The organism is Pseudomonas sp. MAFF 730105 (assembly GCF_055380705.1).
Window position 1 is genome coordinate 4562518 of the sequence record NZ_AP018438.1, and the last position, 19583, is coordinate 4582100.

Genomic DNA, 19583 nt, shown 5'->3' on the forward strand with positions numbered 1-19583 from the left:
ACTTTGTGGGAGCAAGGCTTGCCCGCGATACAGACCACCAGGTTCCAAGGTAAATCGAGTGAACTTCATCGCGGGCAAGCCTTGCTCCCACAAAAAATCCCTCGCTCCAGGAACCCGGTGTTTACTGGATTCGTTTCGGTGTAGGCCCCAACTACATCGCCTTGCGCCATTGCCTACAACTACGCCAGAATCCGCCGGCTTGTGCGCCTTGGGGGCCCGGCTTTATCGTTTTCCGGTCGCTGACGAATCAGCGATCGGGTTTGGTAGCCCGGTTTTCCTGGCGCATTGTGCAACCGGGTGCAGGGGACGTTTTTGTCTTCTATTTGATGGTGGTCATGCGTAGGGCGTCCTCGGACGCGCCGGGTGCCAGGTAACCGGTCTACCAACCTTCGTATGGCCGCCACCCTTCGTTTGGTAGCGAGAGAGTGATGGCTCCAATTTAATTACCTGGAGCTTCAACCATGTTCAAAGTAACCCCCAACCCACCGAACACCGATCCCAACGCATCGGAACTCGACAAAGCCGCCAAGCGCGCCCTCGATTTCTACCTCAAGCCCCACCCGACCCAAGCCAAGACCGACCCAGGCCAACTCTTCACCGTGGTCAACGGCGTCGACACCGAGTGCCTGCTCGCCAACCTCAGCGAAACCCTGTCCTCGGCCAACGCCATGGTCAGCGACCTGGCGTTCGAGCTGGACGGCTCGCGGCGGCATGTGGCCCTGGGCATCCAGCAATTGATCGAACTGAGTGGATTGCTGGCGAACCGGGCGCTGGATAACGTCGACCCGCGCTAGCCAATTCCCCCTTTGTGGAGAGGGGACTTTGTGGGAGCAAGGCTTGCCCGCGATACAGGCGCTCGGTTACCCGGTCAATCGCGTGAGCTTCATCGCGGGCAAGCCTTGCTCCCACAGGATTCCTCGCCACAGGGGGTATGCCTTAACCCACTGGGGATTGCCCCTTCACAGGATTTTGCACTGGGTCCTGATGGCTACCGTCCCGCCAACTCCATGATCATCCGCGACAGCAGGTAAACCCGTGGCACGACGCTTTCCACTTCCGCGTATTCCTCGGGCGTATGGATGTTGCCGCCGACGATCCCGAAACCGTCCAGCGTCGGCGTGCCGACCCCGGCCGACAGGCTGGCGTCCGCCGCGCCGCCGCTGCCCTCTTCGGTGAGTTTGCGTCCCAGCTCGCCATAGATGCCCTGGGCCATGGCCATCAGGCGATCCGACTCCGCCGTCTGCGGCATTGGCGGCAGGCCACGTTTCAGGCTGGTGGTGACCTCGGTGTCGGCGATCAGTTTGTCCTGGGACACACGGGCCAGGTCTTTTTCGATACGGTCGAACTCTTCCGGCACAGCGGCCCGCACGTCAGCCTTGGCGGTGGCCTTGTCGGGGATCACGTTGGTGCGGTCGCCCGCGTTGAGCACCGTGAAGTTGATGGTGGTTTTCTTGTCCGCGTCGCCGAGCTTGCCGAGCTGAAGGATCTGGTGCGCCGCTTCCATCGCCGCATTGCGCCCCAGCTCTGGTGCCACACCGGCGTGGGACGCCTTGCCTTTGACCTCCACCAGCGCCGTGGCACTGCCCTTGCGCCACACCACCAGGCCGTCGGCCGGGCGACCCGGTTCCAGGTTGAGGGTCACGTCGTGGGCCTTGGCGGTTTTCTTGATCAGATCGGTGGCGGCGTCCGAGCCGGTTTCTTCGCTGGCGTCGAGCAGGAAGGTGATCTGCGCGTAGTTCTTGAAGTCCAGGTTCTTGAGCACCTTCAACGCATAGATGCCAGCGACGATGCCACCCTTGTCGTCCATTACGCCAGGCCCGTAGGCGCGGCCGTCCTTGATATGAAACGGACGCTCGGCAGCCGAGCCTTCCTTGAACACCGTGTCCATGTGGGCCATCAGCAGGATCTTCGCCTTGCCGGTGCCCTTGAGGGTCGCCAGGATGTGCTGGCTGCCATCGGAATTCGGCACTTTTTCAATGCTGGCGCCCAGCTTCTTCAACTCATCGATGGCAATGTCACCAACCTGGGTCAGCCCCGGCACGTAGCCGGACCCGGAATCGATATTCACCAGTTTTTCGAGCAGTGCCAGGGCCTCGCCTTTGTACTGTTCGGCATCGGCGAGGACCTTTTGATTCGGCTGTGCGAAAGCGGCGGGCGCCAAGGCACCGAGGACCAGGCTCAGGCCGAGACTCACGGCCAGACGGGAGCGCAAAGCGGTAATCATCATGATTCATCCTTGTTCCGTAAAGAAAGACTGCAGGGGCACCCTAACCCGAGCCCATGGGCAACCGCCACCCGAAGGCGGGTGATTTAATTCCTGTAGTCCCCGGCAGATTTTGGCTATACATGACAGGGGTAGCAGCAAACAAGTACCGTCTGCCCCATCGGCCCTGGCTGGCCAAACACATTCCGTTGTCGTTCATGGAGAGAAGGCATGCTGTTGTTGTGGGTGATCCTTGCTGTATTCGTTGTCTGGAGCTGGCTGACCTATCCGAGCATCGGCCAGGTGCTGTTCGACCTGAGCATGGCCGTGGAGACGCGTCTTTCCCGGTTGCACAAGATCACCGTGCCCATCAGCGAAATGACAGTGTCCACCTTGCAAGGCGGACCTTACGAAGCGTCCGGCTGCATCCTGATGCTGCATGGCTACAGTGCCGACAAGAACCTCTGGCTGCGGTTCGCCCGGCCCTTCATTCGTGACTACCGGGTGCTGATCCCCGACCTGCCCGGCCATGGTGATACCGGCTTCAAGGCCGGCGGCGGCTATGACATTCCGACCCAGGCCCGGCGGGTGATCGAGTTGCTCGACGCCTGTGGCCTGGACAAGGTCCATGTGATCGGCAACTCCATGGGCGGTTACCTGGCCGCCTGGCTGGCGGCCACTTCGCCGGAGCGGGTGCTGACCCTGGCGCTGCTCAATCCGGCCGGCGTGACGTCGCCCCAGCCCAGCGACATGGACCGCCAGGTGGCTGCCGGGCGCAACCCATCCCTGATGCGCTCGCGCAGTGATTTCCCACCGTTCTACGCGATGACCATGGACTCACCACCCTGGGTGCCGAAAGTGGTATTGGCAGCGGTGGCCGATAAATACGTCAGGTGCCGGGAGGAACTGGCGGAGATCTATACGGACTTCAACGCCAGCCCGCCAATGGAGCCGCGCCTGGCCGACATACGCGCGCCGTCGCTGCTGCTCTGGGGCCGCCAGGACCGGATGATCGACGTCAGCTGCGTGCCGGTATGGAGCAAGGGGATCGCCGATCTGCGGGTGGAAATCTGGGACGGGCTCGGTCACCTGCCGCCCATAGAAAAACCGGAACGGACAGCGGCGTTGTATCGGGGGTTTCTCAAGGGGTTGGGACAGTGAACGTCCTGTGGGATCAGTCCCTGACAGAATGAAGTCCTGAAGATTCTTCGTTTGCGGGGGCTGGAGAAGGCTGCGATCTTTCGTTCCACTTTCACTCCCAATTCCCACAGCCCGAACCAGGAATTCCCACCATGAGCTTCGTCAGTCCCGACCTGATCCGCCAACGCTTCTCCAGGGCGATGTCCGACATGTACCGCGACGAGGTGCCCCTGTACGGCACGCTGATGAACCTGGTGGAACAGACCAATGCCCAGGTGCTGGTCAACGATCCGCAACTGGCGGAACACCTGGACAGCACCGGCGAACGCGAGCGCCTGGACCTCGAACGCCACGGCGCGATCCGCGTTGGCACGGCTGCGGAGCTGGCGACCCTGAGCCGGCTTTTCGCGGTCATGGGCATGCAGCCGGTGGGCTATTACGACCTCACGCCCGCCGGGGTACCGGTGCATTCCACGGCCTTTCGCGCCGTGCATGAAAGCGCCTTGCAGATCAGCCCGTTCCGGGTGTTCACCTCGTTGCTGCGCCTGGAACTGATCGACAACAGCGAGCTTCGGGCGTTTGCCGAATCGGTGCTGGTCAAACGGCAGATCTTTACGCCCCAAGCCCTTGCGCTCATCGACCTCGCTGAACGCCAGGGTGGCCTGACGCAAGCCCAGGCCGACGACTTCGTCCTGCAAGCCCTGGAAACGTTTCGCTGGCACCACAGCGCCACCGTCACCGCCGAACAGTACCGTCAACTCAGCGCCCAGCACCGCCTGATCGCTGACGTGGTCGCCTTCAAGGGCCCGCACATCAACCACCTGACACCGCGCACCCTGGACATCGACATTGTCCAGGCGCAGATGCCCGTGCATGGCATCACCCCCAAGGCGGTGATCGAAGGCCCGCCCCGCCGCCAGTGTCCGATCCTGTTGCGCCAGACCAGTTTCAAGGCGCTCGACGAACCCGTCGCGTTCACCGACCAGCCCCACGCCCAAGGCAGCCACAGCGCCCGCTTCGGTGAAATCGAACAACGGGGCGCCGCCCTCACGCCCAAGGGTCGTGCGCTCTACGATCAGTTGCTGAATGCGGCGCGGGATGCCTTGGGGGAATTTCCCAACGAGGCCAATGCCGCGCGCTACAACACCTTGATGACCGAACACTTTGCGCCGTTCCCGGACAGCCACGATGAGTTGCGCCGGCAGGCACTGGCGTACTTCCGCTATTTCGTGACGCAAAAGGGCCTGGCCGCCAAAGGCACACTCGAGCCATCGACGTCGCTGGAACACTTGGTTGAACAGCGATACCTGCGCGCCGAACCGCTGGTGTATGAAGATTTCCTGCCGGTCAGCGCCGCCGGTATCTTCCAGTCGAACCTCGGCGATGACGCCCAGAGCCGTTACGCTGGACAATCCAATCGTCAGGCCTTCGAAGCCGCGTTGGGACGAACGACGATCGATGAGCTGGGGCTGTACGCCGAGACGCAACAGCGCTCCATTGATGAGTGCAGGATGGCGTTGGGTTTGTAGAGTGCCCGCTCCTCTGCACGCCTGGAAAAATTCCGTGCTGTGGACTGATTGTGGCGAGGGGATTTATCCCCTCGCCACAAGAGCTTATGGCGCTTTTATTTCTCTGAGCTGACCCGCATCAGGCTGCTTCGCAGGCCGGTGGGAGTGTCTCTGCCACAAGACCGTGACTGGCAAAAAATGCACACCTGCTTTCGCCATGAAACCCATCATTCGAGTCGTTGTGTCTGTGCTCACGGGCTCACAACCGTTGCGCAAGAAATTGCACGACACTGCGCAGGCCATTGCGCACATCGTGTCCAAATGACCGGAGAAACACTCGACAACTGTTGAAAAAACTCAATAACCATTTGAAATAACGAAGTTTTTTAGGCAATGGCATAGCTCTTGATAACCCTTCCGGCACCTCGGACGATCCCGTCCGGGGTCCTTTAGTTATCCAGCAAGGAGAGCATCCATTGGCTACCCCCGCGTACATGTCCATCGAAGGCACCAAACAAGGTCTGATCACCGCCGGCGCGTTTACTGCCGACTCGGTGGGCAACACCTATCAGGAAGGTCATGAAGACCAGGTCATGGTGCAGGGCTTCCAGCATCAGGTCATCATCCCGCGCGATCCACAGTCCGGCCAGCCAACCGGCCAACGCGTGCATAAACCGCTGGTCATCACCAAGGTCTTCGACAAGGCCTCGCCGCTGTTGCTGGCGGCCCTGACCTGCGGCGAACGCCTGACCAAAGTTGAAATCCAGTGGTATCGCACTTCTGCTGCCGGCACCCAGGAGCATTACTACACCACTACATTGGAAGACGCGATCATCGTCGATATCAAGGACTACATGCTCAACTGCCAAGACCCGGCGAACGCACACTTTACCCATCTGGAAGATGTGCATTTCACCTATCGCAAGATTACTTGGACTCACGAAGTCAGCGGAACGTCGGGCTCCGATGATTGGCGCTCGCCGGTTGCCGGGTAATACCGGGACAGCCGTTCATGCATCGGCCGGCTCGGCTGGTCGATGTGGATAAGTATGAGGAAGTTTTCAGACGGTGTTCGCCCAGTGTGACGGCCTCGGCATTCCATGCACTGGTAAAGAGCCAGACACTGGGCGAACGGGCTCAATCATAGTGGAACTTTCGAGCCGTGTCCGCCAGCTGTTATAAATAATTATTCACTATTGAGTTATTTTTTTATTGGCAGCCAATACGCACTCATCCATTCAATTAATCGTTTGACTGACTTTCAGAACTTGGATCCCATCAATAGCTCTACACCTGTTAGATGAATGCAACAGCTCAGTACAACTATCCCCCCAACAAAAGCCATGTAACGCGTTACATCAGCCTGACAATAGTTATACATCGCCGTTCTTATTGGACCGAGATGACGGACTCGCGGGATAGCGTCCGGCTTTTTGCGCATCGGTCTCGCCCGCTCCGGGGTTACCCTCCTGCTGCTTGCGCTTAGCCGGATCGTTCGGACGCAGGGCATCGTTATCGCGCTCCACTTCGCCAGGCAGCGCCGGTTCGTCGGGGTTCTGAGTGGTGTGATCGGGGTTGTCCTTCATGGCTACTCCTGGCGTGTTCGGGCTCACAGATCAGGCATCGGGGTCGGCGACTTCTTCGGCGACGTTGGCGTCCGGGGAGCGCTGGTGCAGTTGTTCGGCCCGGGCCTTGAGCTCCTGCCACTGCGCCAGGTCGATAGCCCCTTGGCCGAACAGGTCGTTGGCCACCTGCATCAACTCGGTGAAATGAGCGTCAGGCGACTGCTGCCAATAGGCCTTGTCGTCGAACAATCGCTGCCAATCGGCCAGCGCCGGGGGTTTGAGGTCGTCGCTCATGACGGGCTCCTATCAGGCCTTGTCCGGGCATTCATAACGTATGAGGGAGCCGCTCCCCGGGAGTTCCGACGATCTCAATAACCGGTCATTTCCAGGTAACCGCTCCCTCCCTGGCTGCCGCTCACTTGCACCGGCCCTTCCCAATAGGGAATGCGCAGGGCCATCCAGGCATTGGGGTTCAGGGCGCGAGTGGTGATCTCGACCTGCTTGCCGGGGATGTTGATGGACCAGCGAACCGGCATCGAGCGTCCGGCGACCTGGGCCGTGTCCAGCGGCACCAGCTCGATGTCGGCGGCGTGCAGGGGTTGCGCTTGGCCCTGGGCATCAATCCAGGTGCCGGTGAGATACGGCGACCCTTCCTTGTGACGCATGCGGTAGAGCATCACATGCTCGCCACTGTCCAGATGCAGGGAGAACCAGTCCCATCCAGTCTGGTTCGCGGTCAGCGGTTGGCTGCTCCATTCGCGATCAAGCCAGGCCGAGCCACTGACCGTATAACGCTGACCGTCGATTTCCAGCTGACCACTGGCCTGGAAGAACGGCTGGCTGTAGTAGTACGACGCCTGCCCCTGTTCGGATTTCTGGCTAAAGCCTTTGTCGCCCTGCAAGACAAGCGGACGGGCCGACGTGAGCCGCAGCTCATAGCCAAAGTGTGGGTCGCGGGCCTTCAGTTGCATGTCGGCCAACGGGTCGGTGCCGCTCGCTTGGGTCGTGAATTGCCAATCGTCGATCCAGGCCTCGAAGGGCACCGCCCGCACCCCGGCCTGCCCCACCCCGCCCCGGGCGTAGCGCTCGGCGGCATGATGGACTGTCGCAGAGGTGACCGCGGCGTGACCGAGCCAGATCGTTTGGTTGCGCCAGCCATCCGCTTGGGGCCCGGCGCTCAAGGCGCTGCGAAACAGCGTCCACTGCACACCAAATTCATGCCCCTCGGCATCCTTGAGATTGGCGGTGACATACCACCATTCGATGCGATAGCCCTGGTGAACGCCGTGATCCGCAGGAAAGCCGAACACCCGTCCCGGCACTACCGGTGTGAAGGCAACGGCCTCGCCCCCCAGGCCGGCAAAGCCTTTTGGAGGTTCCGCCGGTTTGTCACAACCGCTGAGCAGCGCCAACAGCAGCAGGCCGATCCTGATTCTCATGAGCGGTCCTCCTGGGAAAAGCGCCTGAGCAGATCCGCAGGCTGGGTGCGGTACAAGGCGTACAGCGGCCAGGCGGACGCCAGCAACGTGGCGAACATCGCCAACGCCAGCAGTTGCGCCAGTTGCACCGGGAACACCCGCAACGGCAAGCGCCAACCGAACGCCTGCACATTGATCACCGCATCCAGGCACCAGGCCAGGGCGACACCCAGCGGCACGGCCAGCACCAGGGTCAGCAGCGACAGCAGCCAGGTCTGGCCAAGGTTGAGCAGCATCAGTTGCCGACGTGTCACGCCCAACGCCCACAGCGGCGCCAACTGGCCGAGGCGGCTCTGGCTCTGGGTCAGCAGGCTGATGAACAGCGCTACCCCAGCCACGGCCAGCGTCAGGCCGTTCAGCGCGGCGGTGGCGGCAAAGGTGCGTTCGAACACCTGGGTCGACCAGCCCTTGAGCCGGGCCTGATCGACGATCCGGCTGTCGTCCAGGTCGAATCGGCTTTGCAGCGCCGCCAGCAGTGTCGGCATGGCGGACGGCTCGATCCGCAGGTTGAAGCGATACGGCGTCAGTTGCGGCCAATGGACGAGCAGGTGGTCGGCATTGACCAGCACGTGGCCCTTGGGATTGCCGTAGTCGGCGTAGATCCCGACGATACGCGGCGTCCATGGCCCTTGCGGGGTCGGCAGGGTGAGTTGATCGCCAACCCGAACCTTGAGGCGGCGAGCCAACTGTTCGCTGAGCATCAGCGTGTCGGCGGCGGCCAGTTGTTCCCAGGGTCTGTCGGCGGATTCCAACAGCGGCCAATGCTGGCGATAGAGGGGGTGATCGATGACGCCGAAGACATCCGTCGGCCAGCCTTGCAGCGGCACCGAGACTTGCCAGTTGGGCAGTATGGCGGTCACGGTCGATTGCTGTTTGAGCCAGGCGTGCAGCTCGCCGGCCTGGGCCGGGGTCTGCGGGCTGACGTACAGTTCCGCGGTCAGGCGCTGTTCGAGCCAGTGGGTGAAGGTCAGGCGGAAACCTGCGGTCATGCTGCCGGCACCGATGTTTGCCGCCAACGCCAGCAACAAGGCCATCAACGCCAGGCTCAACATCGGCAGTTGTTGCCGGCAGTCGGCGAGAAACCATTGTCCGAGCACGGAACGGCTGCGACGCAGCAACAGGTTCAGCGCACGATTGAGCACCACCGGCAAGGCCAGGGCCGCGCCCAGCAGCAAGGCCGTCATCAGGACAAAACCGCTGGCCAGGCTGTCGCCCCGAATCAACGCAAACACGGCAATCAGCGCCGCCAATGTCGCCACCCAGCCCTGACGGCGCAACCAGCGCGCATGGGCCTGGTGCCAAGCCTGGGGGTTGGCCAGCGCCAGCAACGGCAAGCGCGCCGCCCGCAGCAAACTGTCGGCGCCGGCCAGCAGCGCGCCGAGCAGGCTCAGGCCAACCCCGCTCAGCCACCACCACGGGCTGAGATTCAATTGCCCGGGCACCTCGGCGCCGTACAACCCTCGCAGGCTCGCCGCGACATCCGGCAACAGCAGACTCGCCAGCCAATAGCCGCTCAGTACCCCGGCAACGCCGCCCAACAACGCCAGTGCCCCCAGCTCGACCGTCAGACTGGTGACCAGCATCCGCGCACTGACGCCGCACGCTCGCAGGGTTCTCAGCAAACTGCGGCGTTGTTCCAGGGCCAGGCCGATCGCCGCATGAACAATGAACAACCCCACCACAAACGACAGGAAGCCCAGGGCATCGAGGTTCAGGTGAAAGCTTTCGGTCAGGCGCGACAGATTGTTTTCTTCATCGGCGCGCTTGAACTGCAAACGACCGTTGAACGGCTCGGGCAACGCCGCGGTGAATGTGGCGGGCAGTAGCAATCGCGACAACCGCTCCGGCAGCCCGAGCACTTGCTGGGCGAAGCCGATGTCCATCAGCAGCATGCCCGGCGCCATGTCCGCCTGGGTGTGCAGGGCCGGCAAGGTGTGTCCATCGGTGGTCAGAGGCCGGTCGCCCTCACCCAGTCCCAAGGCATGCAGGGTTTGCGGAGCGATCCAGGTACGGCCGGGTTCGGTGAAAAACGCCACCACCTCGCTCATCTCCCGCGCCTGCCCCGCCAGCGCCGCACCGGGGGCAGCGACACCGGTTCGATGCCCATCAGTTGCAGGCGCTGGTCTTCACGCCCCTTGAGCGTCACCCTGGCCTGCAACACCGGCGACACCGGCCAACCCTGGCGGCGCAGATCGACAAACCATTGCTGGGGGAAAGTACCGCCGCCGGGGGCACTGAGGCTGGCCTGGGGTTCGCCGCCAATGAGCCGGCTGGCCCGGGCGTAACTGTCCCGGGCCTGACTGTTCAAGGCTTGCACACCGGTCAGCAGGCTGGTGGCGAGCCAGAGGCCGGTCAATACACTGAAAAACTGCACCGGGTGCAGGCGCCAATGGCTGAGCAAGGCCTTGAGGGTCTGGCGAAAGATCATCAATCCTGGCCCACCTGCGCCAACCGCCCACCGTGCAACACCACGCGTTCAGCCAGACGGGCCGCCACCCGTGGACTGTGGGTGACCATCAGCAGGCTGGTGGAACTGCCGTCCAACAGCTCCAGCAACAGGTGCAGCACTTCATCGCTGGTGGCTTCGTCGAGGCTGCCGGTGGGTTCGTCGGCCAGCAGCAAAGGCGGACGCGAGGCCAGCGCCCTGCCCAAGGCAACCCGTTGCTGCTGGCCGCCGGAAAGCTGTTCGGGATAACGTCGCAGCAGGTCCCCAAGCCCGAGTCGCTGTATCAGATGGGTCTGCCAGGCAGGGTCATGACGACCACACAATCGCGCCTGGAACCCCAGGTTGTCTTCGACCGACAAGCTGCTGATGAGGTTGAACTGCTGGAACACCAGGCCAATTTCCGTTCGCCGCCAACTCGCCAACTGGCTTTCGCTCATGCCGTCGAGCCGGTACTCGCCACAGCGGATGCTGCCGCGATCAACCTTATCCAGCCCGGCGACCAAGTGCAGCAGCGTACTTTTGCCGCTGCCGGATTCTCCCATCAGCGCCAGGCTGCTGCCCGGCGCCAGGGTCAGGTCGACGCCTTGCAGCACCGGCAACGGGCCCTGAGGAGTGACGTAGCTTTTGAACACATCGCGGACTTCAAGCATGGAAAGGCTCGGATGAGACACAGTGAGGCTCAGGATAACGGAGTTGAGTACAGACCCTATCGCTGGATCTGCGCAAGGGCAGTAACCGCTTGTCAGCATGAAGCGATATTGGATCCGATAATCTTGTGCGGAACCTATTTTCAGCTATTAATCAATCAGTAATTCACGCCGCTTCCAGGCTGTCGGCGAAACCGTCATGAATATGACGACCCTTGACGATCTCGCATTCAAGGACGATCACCGACATGTCTCACAGCGACTATCGCCACGATATCGACGGGCTTCGCGCCGTTGCAGTCTTCGCCGTGCTCATCCATCACCTCAACACCAACCTGCTCCCGGGCGGGTTCGTGGGCGTCGACATTTTCTTCGTCATCTCGGGTTTTCTGATCACCTCCCAGGTATTTTCCGAGATCAAGCACAACCGCTTTTCGGTGAAGCGTTTTTATCAGCGGCGCATCAACCGCATTGTTCCCGCATTGGTAGCGGTATTGCTGGCGAGCGTGATCGCCGGAGCTGTCATCCTTTCTCCGGCCGACCTGACCCGGTTCAACGTCAGTGCACTGTTCTCCCTGCTGGGGGTTTCGAATATCTACATCTGGGTGAAGTACGGAAATTACTTCGCGGCGGACGCCAGCGAGGCCCCGTTGTTGCACACCTGGTCGCTGGGTATTGAAGAACAGTTCTATGTGATCTGGCCACTGCTCATCCTGGCGATTCATCGGCTGGCGCCGCGTTATGTGCTGGCCGTGCTGGGGGTGGGCATTATCGCGGCGACTGCTTTTTCTGAGTACGCCACGAACGTCTTCGTCACCGCCTCCTACTATCTGCTGCCCACGCGCTTTTTCGAGTTGATGGTGGGCGGGGTGCTGGGCATTTATCTGTATCGGCCAAGGCCGCTCGACAAGCGGGCAGCCTTGGGTTTCGCGTTGGTAGGGGCCGGGTTGATCGGTTTTTCCTTGTTTGCCCTGAGCCCCGACGCCCCGTTCCCCGGCCTCAATGCCTTGATGCCTTGCCTGGGCGCTGCGCTGCTGATTCTGGCCGGCAGTGCAGGCGTTCAGTCTCGCTTGTTGAACAACCGGCCCATGGTCTTCATCGGCCTGATCTCCTACTCGCTTTATCTATGGCACTGGCCATTGATTGCCTATCTGAATTACCTGGGCATTGCCATTACCCTTCCCGTGGGGATTTCACTGTTGGGGTGTCGATCGCCCTGTCCTGGTGTTCCTGGCGCTATATCGAACGCCCCTTTCGACGGACCGGAGCACAATTACCGTTTGCACACGTATTCACTCGACGATTCATCGCTCCGGCCCTTGGGCTCGCCGTGCTGGCTGCGCTGAGCCTGCAGTTGCACGGTTTTCCCCAGCGCTTTGCGCCTGAAGTGGCGGCGCTCGAGGCAATGACTCTGGTCGAACCGAACAAACTTCGCAGCGACTGCCACATGCCCAATGCGCAATACGACACCGAGCCCAACCCCCATTGTCGACTTGGAGCACACAAGGAGCAGATAGACGGGATCATGGTCGGTGACTCGTTCGCCAACCATTTCACCGGCATGGTGGATATCCTGGCCGAACCCAACGGCGTCGAGCTGATGGATTACACCCTGGATGGCTGCCCGCCAATCTTCAGCTACACCGCTCAGGTATCGACGGTGTATGCCGCCCATTGCATGGAACGTAACAGACGCGTGCTCAGCCTGATCGAGCAGAATCATTACCCTTACGTCGTGCTGGCCGGGGCCTGGCCGAAAGACGCAGCCGCCGCCGATAGGGTCGAAGCCAGCATCAAGCGAGTGGCGGCCAACACAGACCAGGTGATCGTGATCCTCAGTAACCAGAACATCGACAAAGCCGCGACCTGTCCCGTGCGCCGCTTGATGTTCGGCATCGATCGCCGATGCTCGGCCCAACTGGATATAACTGCACCTTACTGGGCAGGGATACGCGTCAGGTTGCCCCAGGTACGTTTTATCGACCCCAATCAAGTGATCTGCCCTGCGGGACTGTGCAGCCCGATCATCGACGGGCAAATGCTCTATCGCGATGACGCGCACTTGAACGATGGGGGGTCGCGCTTCATTGGCCGCACGTTGCTCGACCAGGGCTTCTCACTTCTCCACGACCCCACCCACCCCGGAACGATCGCCGCAACAAGATAGGCTGTCACAAGGGATTGGTGGTGGGCATGGATGGTGTGTCCACCCAAGATCAGGGGGTGGGAGCGAGCCTGCTCGCGATGGCGGCGGCACCGGCAAATCGATGCAAGCTGATCCACCGCTATCGCGAGCAGGCTCGCTCCCACAGGGGATTAGCGGTGGGCATGGATGGTGTGTTCACCCAAGATCAGGGGGTGGGAGCGAGCCTGCTCGCGATGGCGGCGACACCCGCAAATCGATGCAAGCTGATCCACCGCTATCGCGAGCAGGCTCGCTCCCACAGGGGATTGGCGGTGGGCAGGGATAGTGTGTACACCCAGATCAGGGTGGGAGCGAGCCTGCTCGCGATGGCGGCGGCACCGGCAAATCGATGCAAGCTGATCCACCGCTATCGCGAGCAGGCTCGCTCCCACAGGGGATTGGCGGTGGGCAGGGATAGTGTGTACACCCAGATCAGGGTGGGAGCGAGCCTGCTCGCGATGGCGGCGGCACAGTCAACATCTGTGCAAGCTGACCCACCCTTCAGTGCCCTGCTGCCATTTCAGCCTGGACCGGTTTGGGGGTCACGATGCTGTTCAGGTCAATGTGTTTCCAGGCCGGTTTGGCACCCAGGCGAGCATTGAATCGGTAGTTGAAGGTGAAGTCGTCTTCGGTCGGTTGGTCCAGGGATTTTCCATACAGGGCTTCAACTCCCGCACGGTCATAGCCCATCAGCTGCAACAGCGTCGGGAAGATGTTGTAGTGGCTGGAGCGGTCCTTGTTCCTGGCCCAGGCCTCGCGCCAGTCGAGCGTCTGCAGGTGGCTACCCTGGATCACCACCAATGGCACCAGTCCCTCTTCCTCCGCCGGGTCGCCGCCGCAATGGGTGTTGAGTCCCGGGTTACCGCGTTCATGCAGGTCCTGGCCATGGTCTGACGTGTAGATCAGCACGGCATTGGCCAAGGAGGCCTGGCTGAAGAGCCGCCGGAAAAACTCGCCGACGTTCCACAGCAGCGTGTTCTGGTAGGCGTTGCGGTAGAGCACCCAGTCATCCTTCTGGCCATTGAAACCGTCACGCCGGCCGGTGTCGGCCACGTCCTGATACTGCCCACGCGGCAAAGCAGGACGGTAGCTCATGAAATCGTCGGGGTATTTGTCGTGCACCGGGAAATGCGCGCCGACCTTGTTGATGACCACCAACTCCGGCTGGTCATCGCCGAGCAACTCGATCAGCTTGTCTGCCGCCGCCATGTCGCGGTCGCGCACGCTGGTCTGATCGAATTGGACAAACACATCGATGTCCTTTTTCTCCAGATCGGTCATCAGGTTCTGCAAGTTGCCACCCGTGCGCTGGGCGTCGATGTAGACGGTGCGCAAGCCCGCGCCCTTGGCGTACTGCCAGATCGAAGGCTGGGTGCTGTTGATACGCATGTAGTCGGCGCGGGTGCCGCCATAGCGCAGGGTGACGTTGGTGTCGGCACTGCAATTGGCAATGGACGCCGCATAGCCGAAGTTGAAAATATCCACCCCGGATGGCGGTGTCTTGAGCCCGGTGTGTACGCCCGACGGCGTGTTGATATCCAGGTAGTTGCCGGAGATGCTTTCATCGATGATCAGTACGATGTCGTGCCCGATCGGCGGCGTTTGCCGCACCAGGCGCACCGGCTCCCGGGGGCCGACCGTGTTGTGCAAGGACTCATAGGCGAACAAGTTCAAATAGGCCAGCGGCGTGTACATAGCCGGTAGCCCGCGGGCGCCCTCACCTGCCCGCACAAAGAGCACGCCGCTGAGCAACAGCACGCCCAATAGCGGCGCGGCAACGGGCAGATAACCGGGCAACGGTATCCGTCGGCGAGGCTTGAGGCCGATCCCCAACAACAGCAACAGCCCAGCGACCACCGCATGAATGACCACCTCGCGATACTGCCAGGCCGCCTCCTGGATAAAACCACCGGAATACACCATTGACACGAACTGGCTGTAGGTCAGGTAACTGTCGGTCACCCGGGTGTACACCTCGAAGAACACCGCCGACGCAAACATCGCCAGTGCGAACAGGTGCCGTACCAGGGTTTGACGGATATAGGCGGTCATCCACAACGCCGCTACCAACGCCACGAACATCGCGACGAACAACACCGTCGCAAAGCCAATACCCAGCGCCGCCAGACGGTCAAGGTAATAGTCATATCCCCTGATCAGGTACAGCGCCAGCAGCAATTCCTTGAGGTATCGGGCCATCTCTTTCTCGACGCAATCGTGACGTTCGCAAAGGGCTCTGTTCCTGGACACTAGCAGCGGCTTTCAAAAGCGCAAGAAAGGCAATGAATCAAACACGCGTCAAAAAAAAGTTAGCCCAAAAATGACACGAAAAGCCCTAAAAAAAATGAAAAACCTATGGATAAATACCGTTCATCGATTTTTTTGACGCGCCTTCAAGCCTTTAAAACCGGCACTTTTCCAAGACTGTCAATAACTTGATATCAAAAGGCCAAACGCTTTCTAGTTTTGCCAACAGTGACAACTGTCATTTTGCTGACACGCTTTTCTGAGGCTGCGCTATACCCCCTAAACAGTTTCATCCGAGTTACATAAAAACGATTTACGAGGCACGCCAGAATGGACGTGAGCGTATTTGGGACGGGGTATGTTGGGTTGATCCAGGCGGCGGCGTTAGCCGACGTCGGGCATCGTGTGTTGTGCATCGACATCGACCCGAACAAGATCCGGCAACTGCAGCAAGCGGTCCCCCCGATCAGCGAACCGGGGCTCTCCGGATTACTCGAAGACAACATCAAGGCCGGGCGCCTGTCGTTCAGTTCCCAGGCCAGCGATGCGGTCAACCATGGCGAACTTATCTTCATCGCCGTCGGCACCCCCGCCGATGAAGATGGCTCGGCAGACTTGAGCCATGTACTGGCGGTGACTCGGCAGATCGCCGACTTCATGGACAGCGATCGCACCTTGATCATCAAGTCCACCGTGCCAGTGGGCACCGCCGACAAGGTGGCCGAATGCGCTCGCCAGGCGCTGGCCCGACGGGGCCTGAAACGGCTGAACGTGCGGGTGGTGTCCAACCCCGAATTTCTCAAGGAAGGCAGCGCCCTGGCCGATTGCATGCGCCCCGACCGGATCATCGTCGGCACCGCCGACTCCCTGGCCCGCGACCAGATGAGCGAACTCTACGCCCCCTTCTGCCGCAACCACGAAAAACTGATGTTCATGGATAACCGCAGCGCCGAACTGACCAAGTACGCCGCCAACGCCATGCTCGCCACCCGCATCAGTTTCATGAACGAACTGGCCAACCTCACCGAACGGCTGGGTGCCGACATCGAAGCGGTGCGCAAGGGCATCGGCTCGGACCCACGCATCGGTTATCACTTCATCTATCCCGGCTGTGGCTTCGGCGGCTCGTGCTTCCCCAAGGACCTGCGGGCCCTGCTGCACACCGCCGAACAAAGTGGCATGCCGCTGCACCTGCTGCGCAGCGTCACCGACGTCAACGACCGCCAGCGGCACATTCTGTTCGAGAAGCTCGCCAAACAGTTTCCCGATGGCCTGGCCGGTAAATCGATTGCTGTCTGGGGCCTGGCCTTCAAGCCCAACACCGACGACATGCGCGAAGCGCCCAGTCGCTACCTGATGGAAGCACTATGGCGCGAAGGCGCTCGCGTCCAGGCCTACGACCCGGAAGCCATGTCTGAATGCCGGCGGCTCTACGGCTACCGCAAGGACCTGAACCTGTGCGCCACTCGCGACGACACCCTGGAAGACGCCGACGCGCTGGTGATCTGCACCGAGTGGAAGAACTTCCGCGTGGTGGATTTCGACCTGCTGGCCAGCAAACTGCGCGCCCGGGTCATCATTGACGGCCGTAACCTGTACAACCCGGACCAACTCGCTGCCGCCGGGCTGCTGTATCGCGGCATCGGGCTACGGCACACCGTGCCGGACGGCTCGGCACCAGGGCCGCAAGCGTGAATATCCTGGTGACCGGCGCGGCCGGTTTCATCGGCGCTCACTGCGTGCGGCGACTGCTGCGCGACGGTCATCGGGTGTGCGGGCTGGACAATTTCAACGACTACTACGACCCCCAGCTCAAGCATGACCGCATCGCCTGGGTGAAGGCCCAGGCCGGTGACTTCCCCCTGGTACGGCTGGACCTGACCGACGCCGGCGCCCTCGATGACCTGTTCCAATCGTACCGCCCGGACGTGGTGATCCACCTCGCTGCACAGGCGGGGGTGCGCTACTCCCTGGAGAACCCACGGGCCTACGTCGACAGCAACCTCACCGGGTTCCTGAACATCCTCGAAAGCTGCCGCAGTCACCCGCTCAGGCACCTGATCTACGCCTCTTCCAGCTCGGTGTATGGCGCCAACCCGCGCACGCCTTATTCAGAACGGGACAACGTCGACCATCCGCTGTCGCTGTACGCCGCCAGCAAAAAAGCCAACGAGCTGATGGCCCACAGCTACAGCCACCTGTTCGGCATCCCTTGCACCGGCCTGCGCTTTTTTACCGTGTATGGCCCCTGGGGCCGGCCGGACATGTCGCCGATCCAGTTCGCCCGCGCCATCGCCGAAGGCCGGGTGCTGCAGTTGTTCAATCATGGCGAGCACCAGCGTGATTTCACTTACATCGACGACATCGTCGAAAGCATCGCCCGGCTGATCGAACGTCCGCCCCGCGTCACTGCCGCACGGGATCTGGACCCCTCGGACCCGTCCACCAGCCGCGCGCCCTGGCGCATCTACAACATCGGCGGGCAACACCCCGTGGCTCTGCGGACCTACGTTGCGCTACTGGAAAAACACCTGGGGCTGACCGCCCGTGTCGAACTGCTGCCCCTGCAACCGGGGGATGTGCTCAACACCTGCGCCGACGCCAGCGACCTGGCACGGGCCACCGGCTTCCAGCCACGCATCGAACTGGACGAAGGCCTGGGCCGCTTCATCGACTGGTTCCTCGATTACTACGCGCTGCCTGCTGCCCGCCCGCCGCTCGCGGCTGAACTTGCAGACGAAACCCAGCGGAGGAGTCTATGACCCGTCATGAGCAATCCCTTCCGATCAACACCCCCTGCGACAAGCGTGTCGACCCCGAACACCGCAGGCGCCTGGACGCGGCCATCCACCGGCAAGGCCGTGGCTGGCTGACCGGCCGCGACGGTGGTCGACCGTGGACGGTCTCGCGGACCAACCGGGTGGTGGCCTGCATCGGTGCCCTGGTCCTTCTGGTCCTGCTCTGCCCGCTGCTGCTGGGCCTGGCCGTGCTGGTCAAGTTCTCCAGCCCCGGACCGGTGCTGTTCGTGCAGAAGCGCACCGGCTACCGCGGCCGCGTCTTCGGCATGTACAAGTTCCGCACCATGGTCGCCAATGCCGAGGCCCTCAAGGAGTCGCTGCGCCACCTCAACAAACACGGTGCCGACGCCATCGACTTCAAGATCGACAACGACCCGCGTATCACCCCCATCGGCCGGTTCCTGCGACGCAGCAGCCTCGACGAACTGCCGAACCTGATCAATGTGGTGACCGGCGACATGCGCCTGGTGGGCCCGCGCCCAACCTCGTTCAACGCCTATCGCTACAAGGACAACCATCTTGTGCGCCTGAGCATTTACCCCGGCCTGACCGGCCTGTGGCAGATCTCCGGGCGCAGCAATATCGACTTCGACCAGCGCGTGGAACTGGACCTCAGCTACATCGCCGAGCAGAGCCTGTTGTTGGATTTGAAGATCCTGATGATTACCCCCTTCAAAGTTTTCAGCGGCCACGGAGCGAGTTAAATGGACGGTTCAACGAATATCCTGAGCATCGCAAGCCCGAGCGAGACCAACCTGACCTCGACCGTGCTCGACCCTTCCCTGCGGATCCTGCTTCTGACGTCCGCAAACACCGGCACCGGGACCAGCACCAGCGCCATGGCACTGGCCGCTCAACTGGCGCAGATGAGCAGCGGCCGCGTATTGCTGGTGGACGCCAGCCAGTCACCGCGCAACCTCAGCCAGCAACTGGGGCTGCAAAAGGAGCGCGGCTTCAGCGACCTGCTGTTCAACCACCTCACCCCGCCCCTGTTGCAGGACTGCGTGGTGCAAACCTCCAGCCTGCCCTTCGACGTGCTGCCCATCGGCCGCCTGGGGCGCAATGCCGAACGGCTCAATCCCGAACAACTGCGACATCTGTTCAGGCACCTGGCCGCGCAGTACCGCTTCGTGGTGATCGACGCCGACGCCGTGTATGCGGCCTCCGACACCCTGGTCATGAGCGCCCAGGTGGATGGCGTGGTGCTGGTGGTACGTGGTGAAGACACCCGCTGGGAAGTGGCCCAGGCCACCCGCCAGCGCCTGGCCCAGGCCGGCGCGAAAGTGGTGGGCAGCGTGTTCAACCGGCGCAAGTACTACATGCCCAAATGGCTCTACAACAACCTGTAAGCGTGCAGAAGGATGAC

At 61.6% G+C, this 19583-nt stretch carries 16 protein-coding genes and 1 pseudogene; 10 read left to right on the forward strand and 7 right to left on the reverse strand.

All coding sequences use genetic code 11. The features are described from left to right. Positions 1-461: 461 nt before the first annotated feature. Positions 462-794, forward strand: coding sequence for a DUF6124 family protein (locus PCOSP_RS19560; protein ID WP_464709351.1), 333 nt, complete (start codon positions 462-464; stop codon positions 792-794). 194 nt (positions 795-988) lie between these two features. Here the strand turns inward: PCOSP_RS19560 and PCOSP_RS19565 are convergent, their stop codons facing one another. Continuing rightward, positions 989-2227 (reverse strand): M20/M25/M40 family metallo-hydrolase, encoded by a 1239-nt coding sequence (locus PCOSP_RS19565; protein ID WP_464709352.1) that lies wholly within the window; start codon positions 2225-2227, stop codon positions 989-991. 207 nt (positions 2228-2434) lie between these two features. Between PCOSP_RS19565 and PCOSP_RS19570 the strand changes: the two genes are divergently transcribed. The 3 genes from PCOSP_RS19570 (at position 2435) to PCOSP_RS19580 (ending at position 5846) form a co-directional block, all read left to right on the forward strand. Next, positions 2435-3364 carry an alpha/beta fold hydrolase gene (locus PCOSP_RS19570; RefSeq protein ID WP_175385627.1) on the forward strand — a complete coding sequence of 310 codons (930 nt, stop codon included), beginning with the start codon at positions 2435-2437 and terminating at the stop codon, positions 3362-3364. Between the two features lie 131 nt (positions 3365-3495). Next, positions 3496-4872: a 2-oxoadipate dioxygenase/decarboxylase HglS gene (hglS, locus tag PCOSP_RS19575; RefSeq protein WP_464709353.1), complete on the forward strand. Its 1377-nt coding sequence runs from the start codon at positions 3496-3498 to the stop codon at positions 4870-4872. A 455-nt stretch (positions 4873-5327) separates the two neighbouring features. Further along, positions 5328-5846, forward strand: a complete 519-nt coding sequence (locus PCOSP_RS19580; protein WP_041022074.1) for an Hcp family type VI secretion system effector — start codon at positions 5328-5330, stop codon at positions 5844-5846. A gap of 378 nt (positions 5847-6224) precedes the next feature. Here PCOSP_RS19580 and PCOSP_RS19585 read toward each other — a convergent pair whose 3' ends face one another. The 5 genes and pseudogenes from PCOSP_RS19585 to PCOSP_RS19605 all read right to left on the reverse strand — a co-directional run bounded on the left by PCOSP_RS19585 (position 6225) and on the right by PCOSP_RS19605 (position 10990). After that, complete coding sequence (locus PCOSP_RS19585; RefSeq protein WP_464709354.1) at positions 6225-6437, reverse strand: hypothetical protein; 213 nt, start codon at positions 6435-6437, stop codon at positions 6225-6227. A gap of 30 nt (positions 6438-6467) precedes the next feature. Then, on the reverse strand, positions 6468-6710 hold the full coding sequence (locus PCOSP_RS19590; RefSeq protein WP_041022076.1) for a hypothetical protein: 243 nt from the start codon (positions 6708-6710) through the stop codon (positions 6468-6470). A gap of 74 nt (positions 6711-6784) precedes the next feature. Then, entirely contained in the window at positions 6785-7855 is a 1071-nt protein-coding gene (locus PCOSP_RS19595; protein WP_464709355.1) for a lipocalin-like domain-containing protein, read from the reverse strand. Further along, a pseudogene (locus PCOSP_RS19600) lies at positions 7852-10325 on the reverse strand (ABC transporter permease). Before PCOSP_RS19600 ends, PCOSP_RS19595 begins: the two are co-directional and overlap by 4 nt. Continuing rightward, positions 10322-10990, reverse strand: a complete 669-nt coding sequence (locus PCOSP_RS19605) for an ABC transporter ATP-binding protein (RefSeq protein ID WP_464709356.1) — start codon at positions 10988-10990, stop codon at positions 10322-10324. Before PCOSP_RS19605 ends, PCOSP_RS19600 begins: the two are co-directional and overlap by 4 nt. Positions 10991-11235: 245 nt before the next feature. Between PCOSP_RS19605 and PCOSP_RS19610 the strand changes: the two genes are divergently transcribed. Beyond that, positions 11236-12333, forward strand: a complete 1098-nt coding sequence (locus tag PCOSP_RS19610) for an acyltransferase family protein (RefSeq protein ID WP_464709357.1) — start codon at positions 11236-11238, stop codon at positions 12331-12333. Beyond that, complete coding sequence (locus PCOSP_RS19615) at positions 12318-13154, forward strand: SGNH hydrolase domain-containing protein (RefSeq protein ID WP_464709358.1); 837 nt, start codon at positions 12318-12320, stop codon at positions 13152-13154. Before PCOSP_RS19610 ends, PCOSP_RS19615 begins: the two co-directional genes overlap by 16 nt. 519 nt (positions 13155-13673) lie before the next feature. Here PCOSP_RS19615 and PCOSP_RS19620 read toward each other — a convergent pair. Then, positions 13674-15371, reverse strand: a complete 1698-nt coding sequence (locus PCOSP_RS19620; RefSeq protein ID WP_464709359.1) for a sulfatase-like hydrolase/transferase — start codon at positions 15369-15371, stop codon at positions 13674-13676. Positions 15372-15749: 378 nt separating this feature from the next. On the opposite strand from PCOSP_RS19620, the gene PCOSP_RS19625 reads away from it, so the two are divergent. The 4 genes from PCOSP_RS19625 to PCOSP_RS19640 are packed head-to-tail and all read left to right on the forward strand — an operon-like array spanning position 15750 to position 19566. Next, complete coding sequence (locus PCOSP_RS19625; RefSeq protein ID WP_139644470.1) at positions 15750-17114, forward strand: UDP-glucose dehydrogenase family protein; 1365 nt, start codon at positions 15750-15752, stop codon at positions 17112-17114. Further along, complete coding sequence (locus PCOSP_RS19630; RefSeq protein ID WP_139644472.1) at positions 17111-18181, forward strand: NAD-dependent epimerase; 1071 nt, start codon at positions 17111-17113, stop codon at positions 18179-18181. The genes PCOSP_RS19625 and PCOSP_RS19630 overlap by 4 nt, the downstream gene beginning before the upstream one ends. Further along, the gene (locus PCOSP_RS19635) at positions 18178-18921 is read left to right on the forward strand and encodes a sugar transferase (protein ID WP_139644475.1); all 744 of its coding nucleotides are present in this window, start codon (positions 18178-18180) and stop codon (positions 18919-18921) included. Before PCOSP_RS19630 ends, PCOSP_RS19635 begins: the two co-directional genes overlap by 4 nt. Continuing rightward, complete coding sequence (locus PCOSP_RS19640; protein WP_139644477.1) at positions 18922-19566, forward strand: CpsD/CapB family tyrosine-protein kinase; 645 nt, start codon at positions 18922-18924, stop codon at positions 19564-19566. Positions 19567-19583 lie beyond the last annotated feature (17 nt).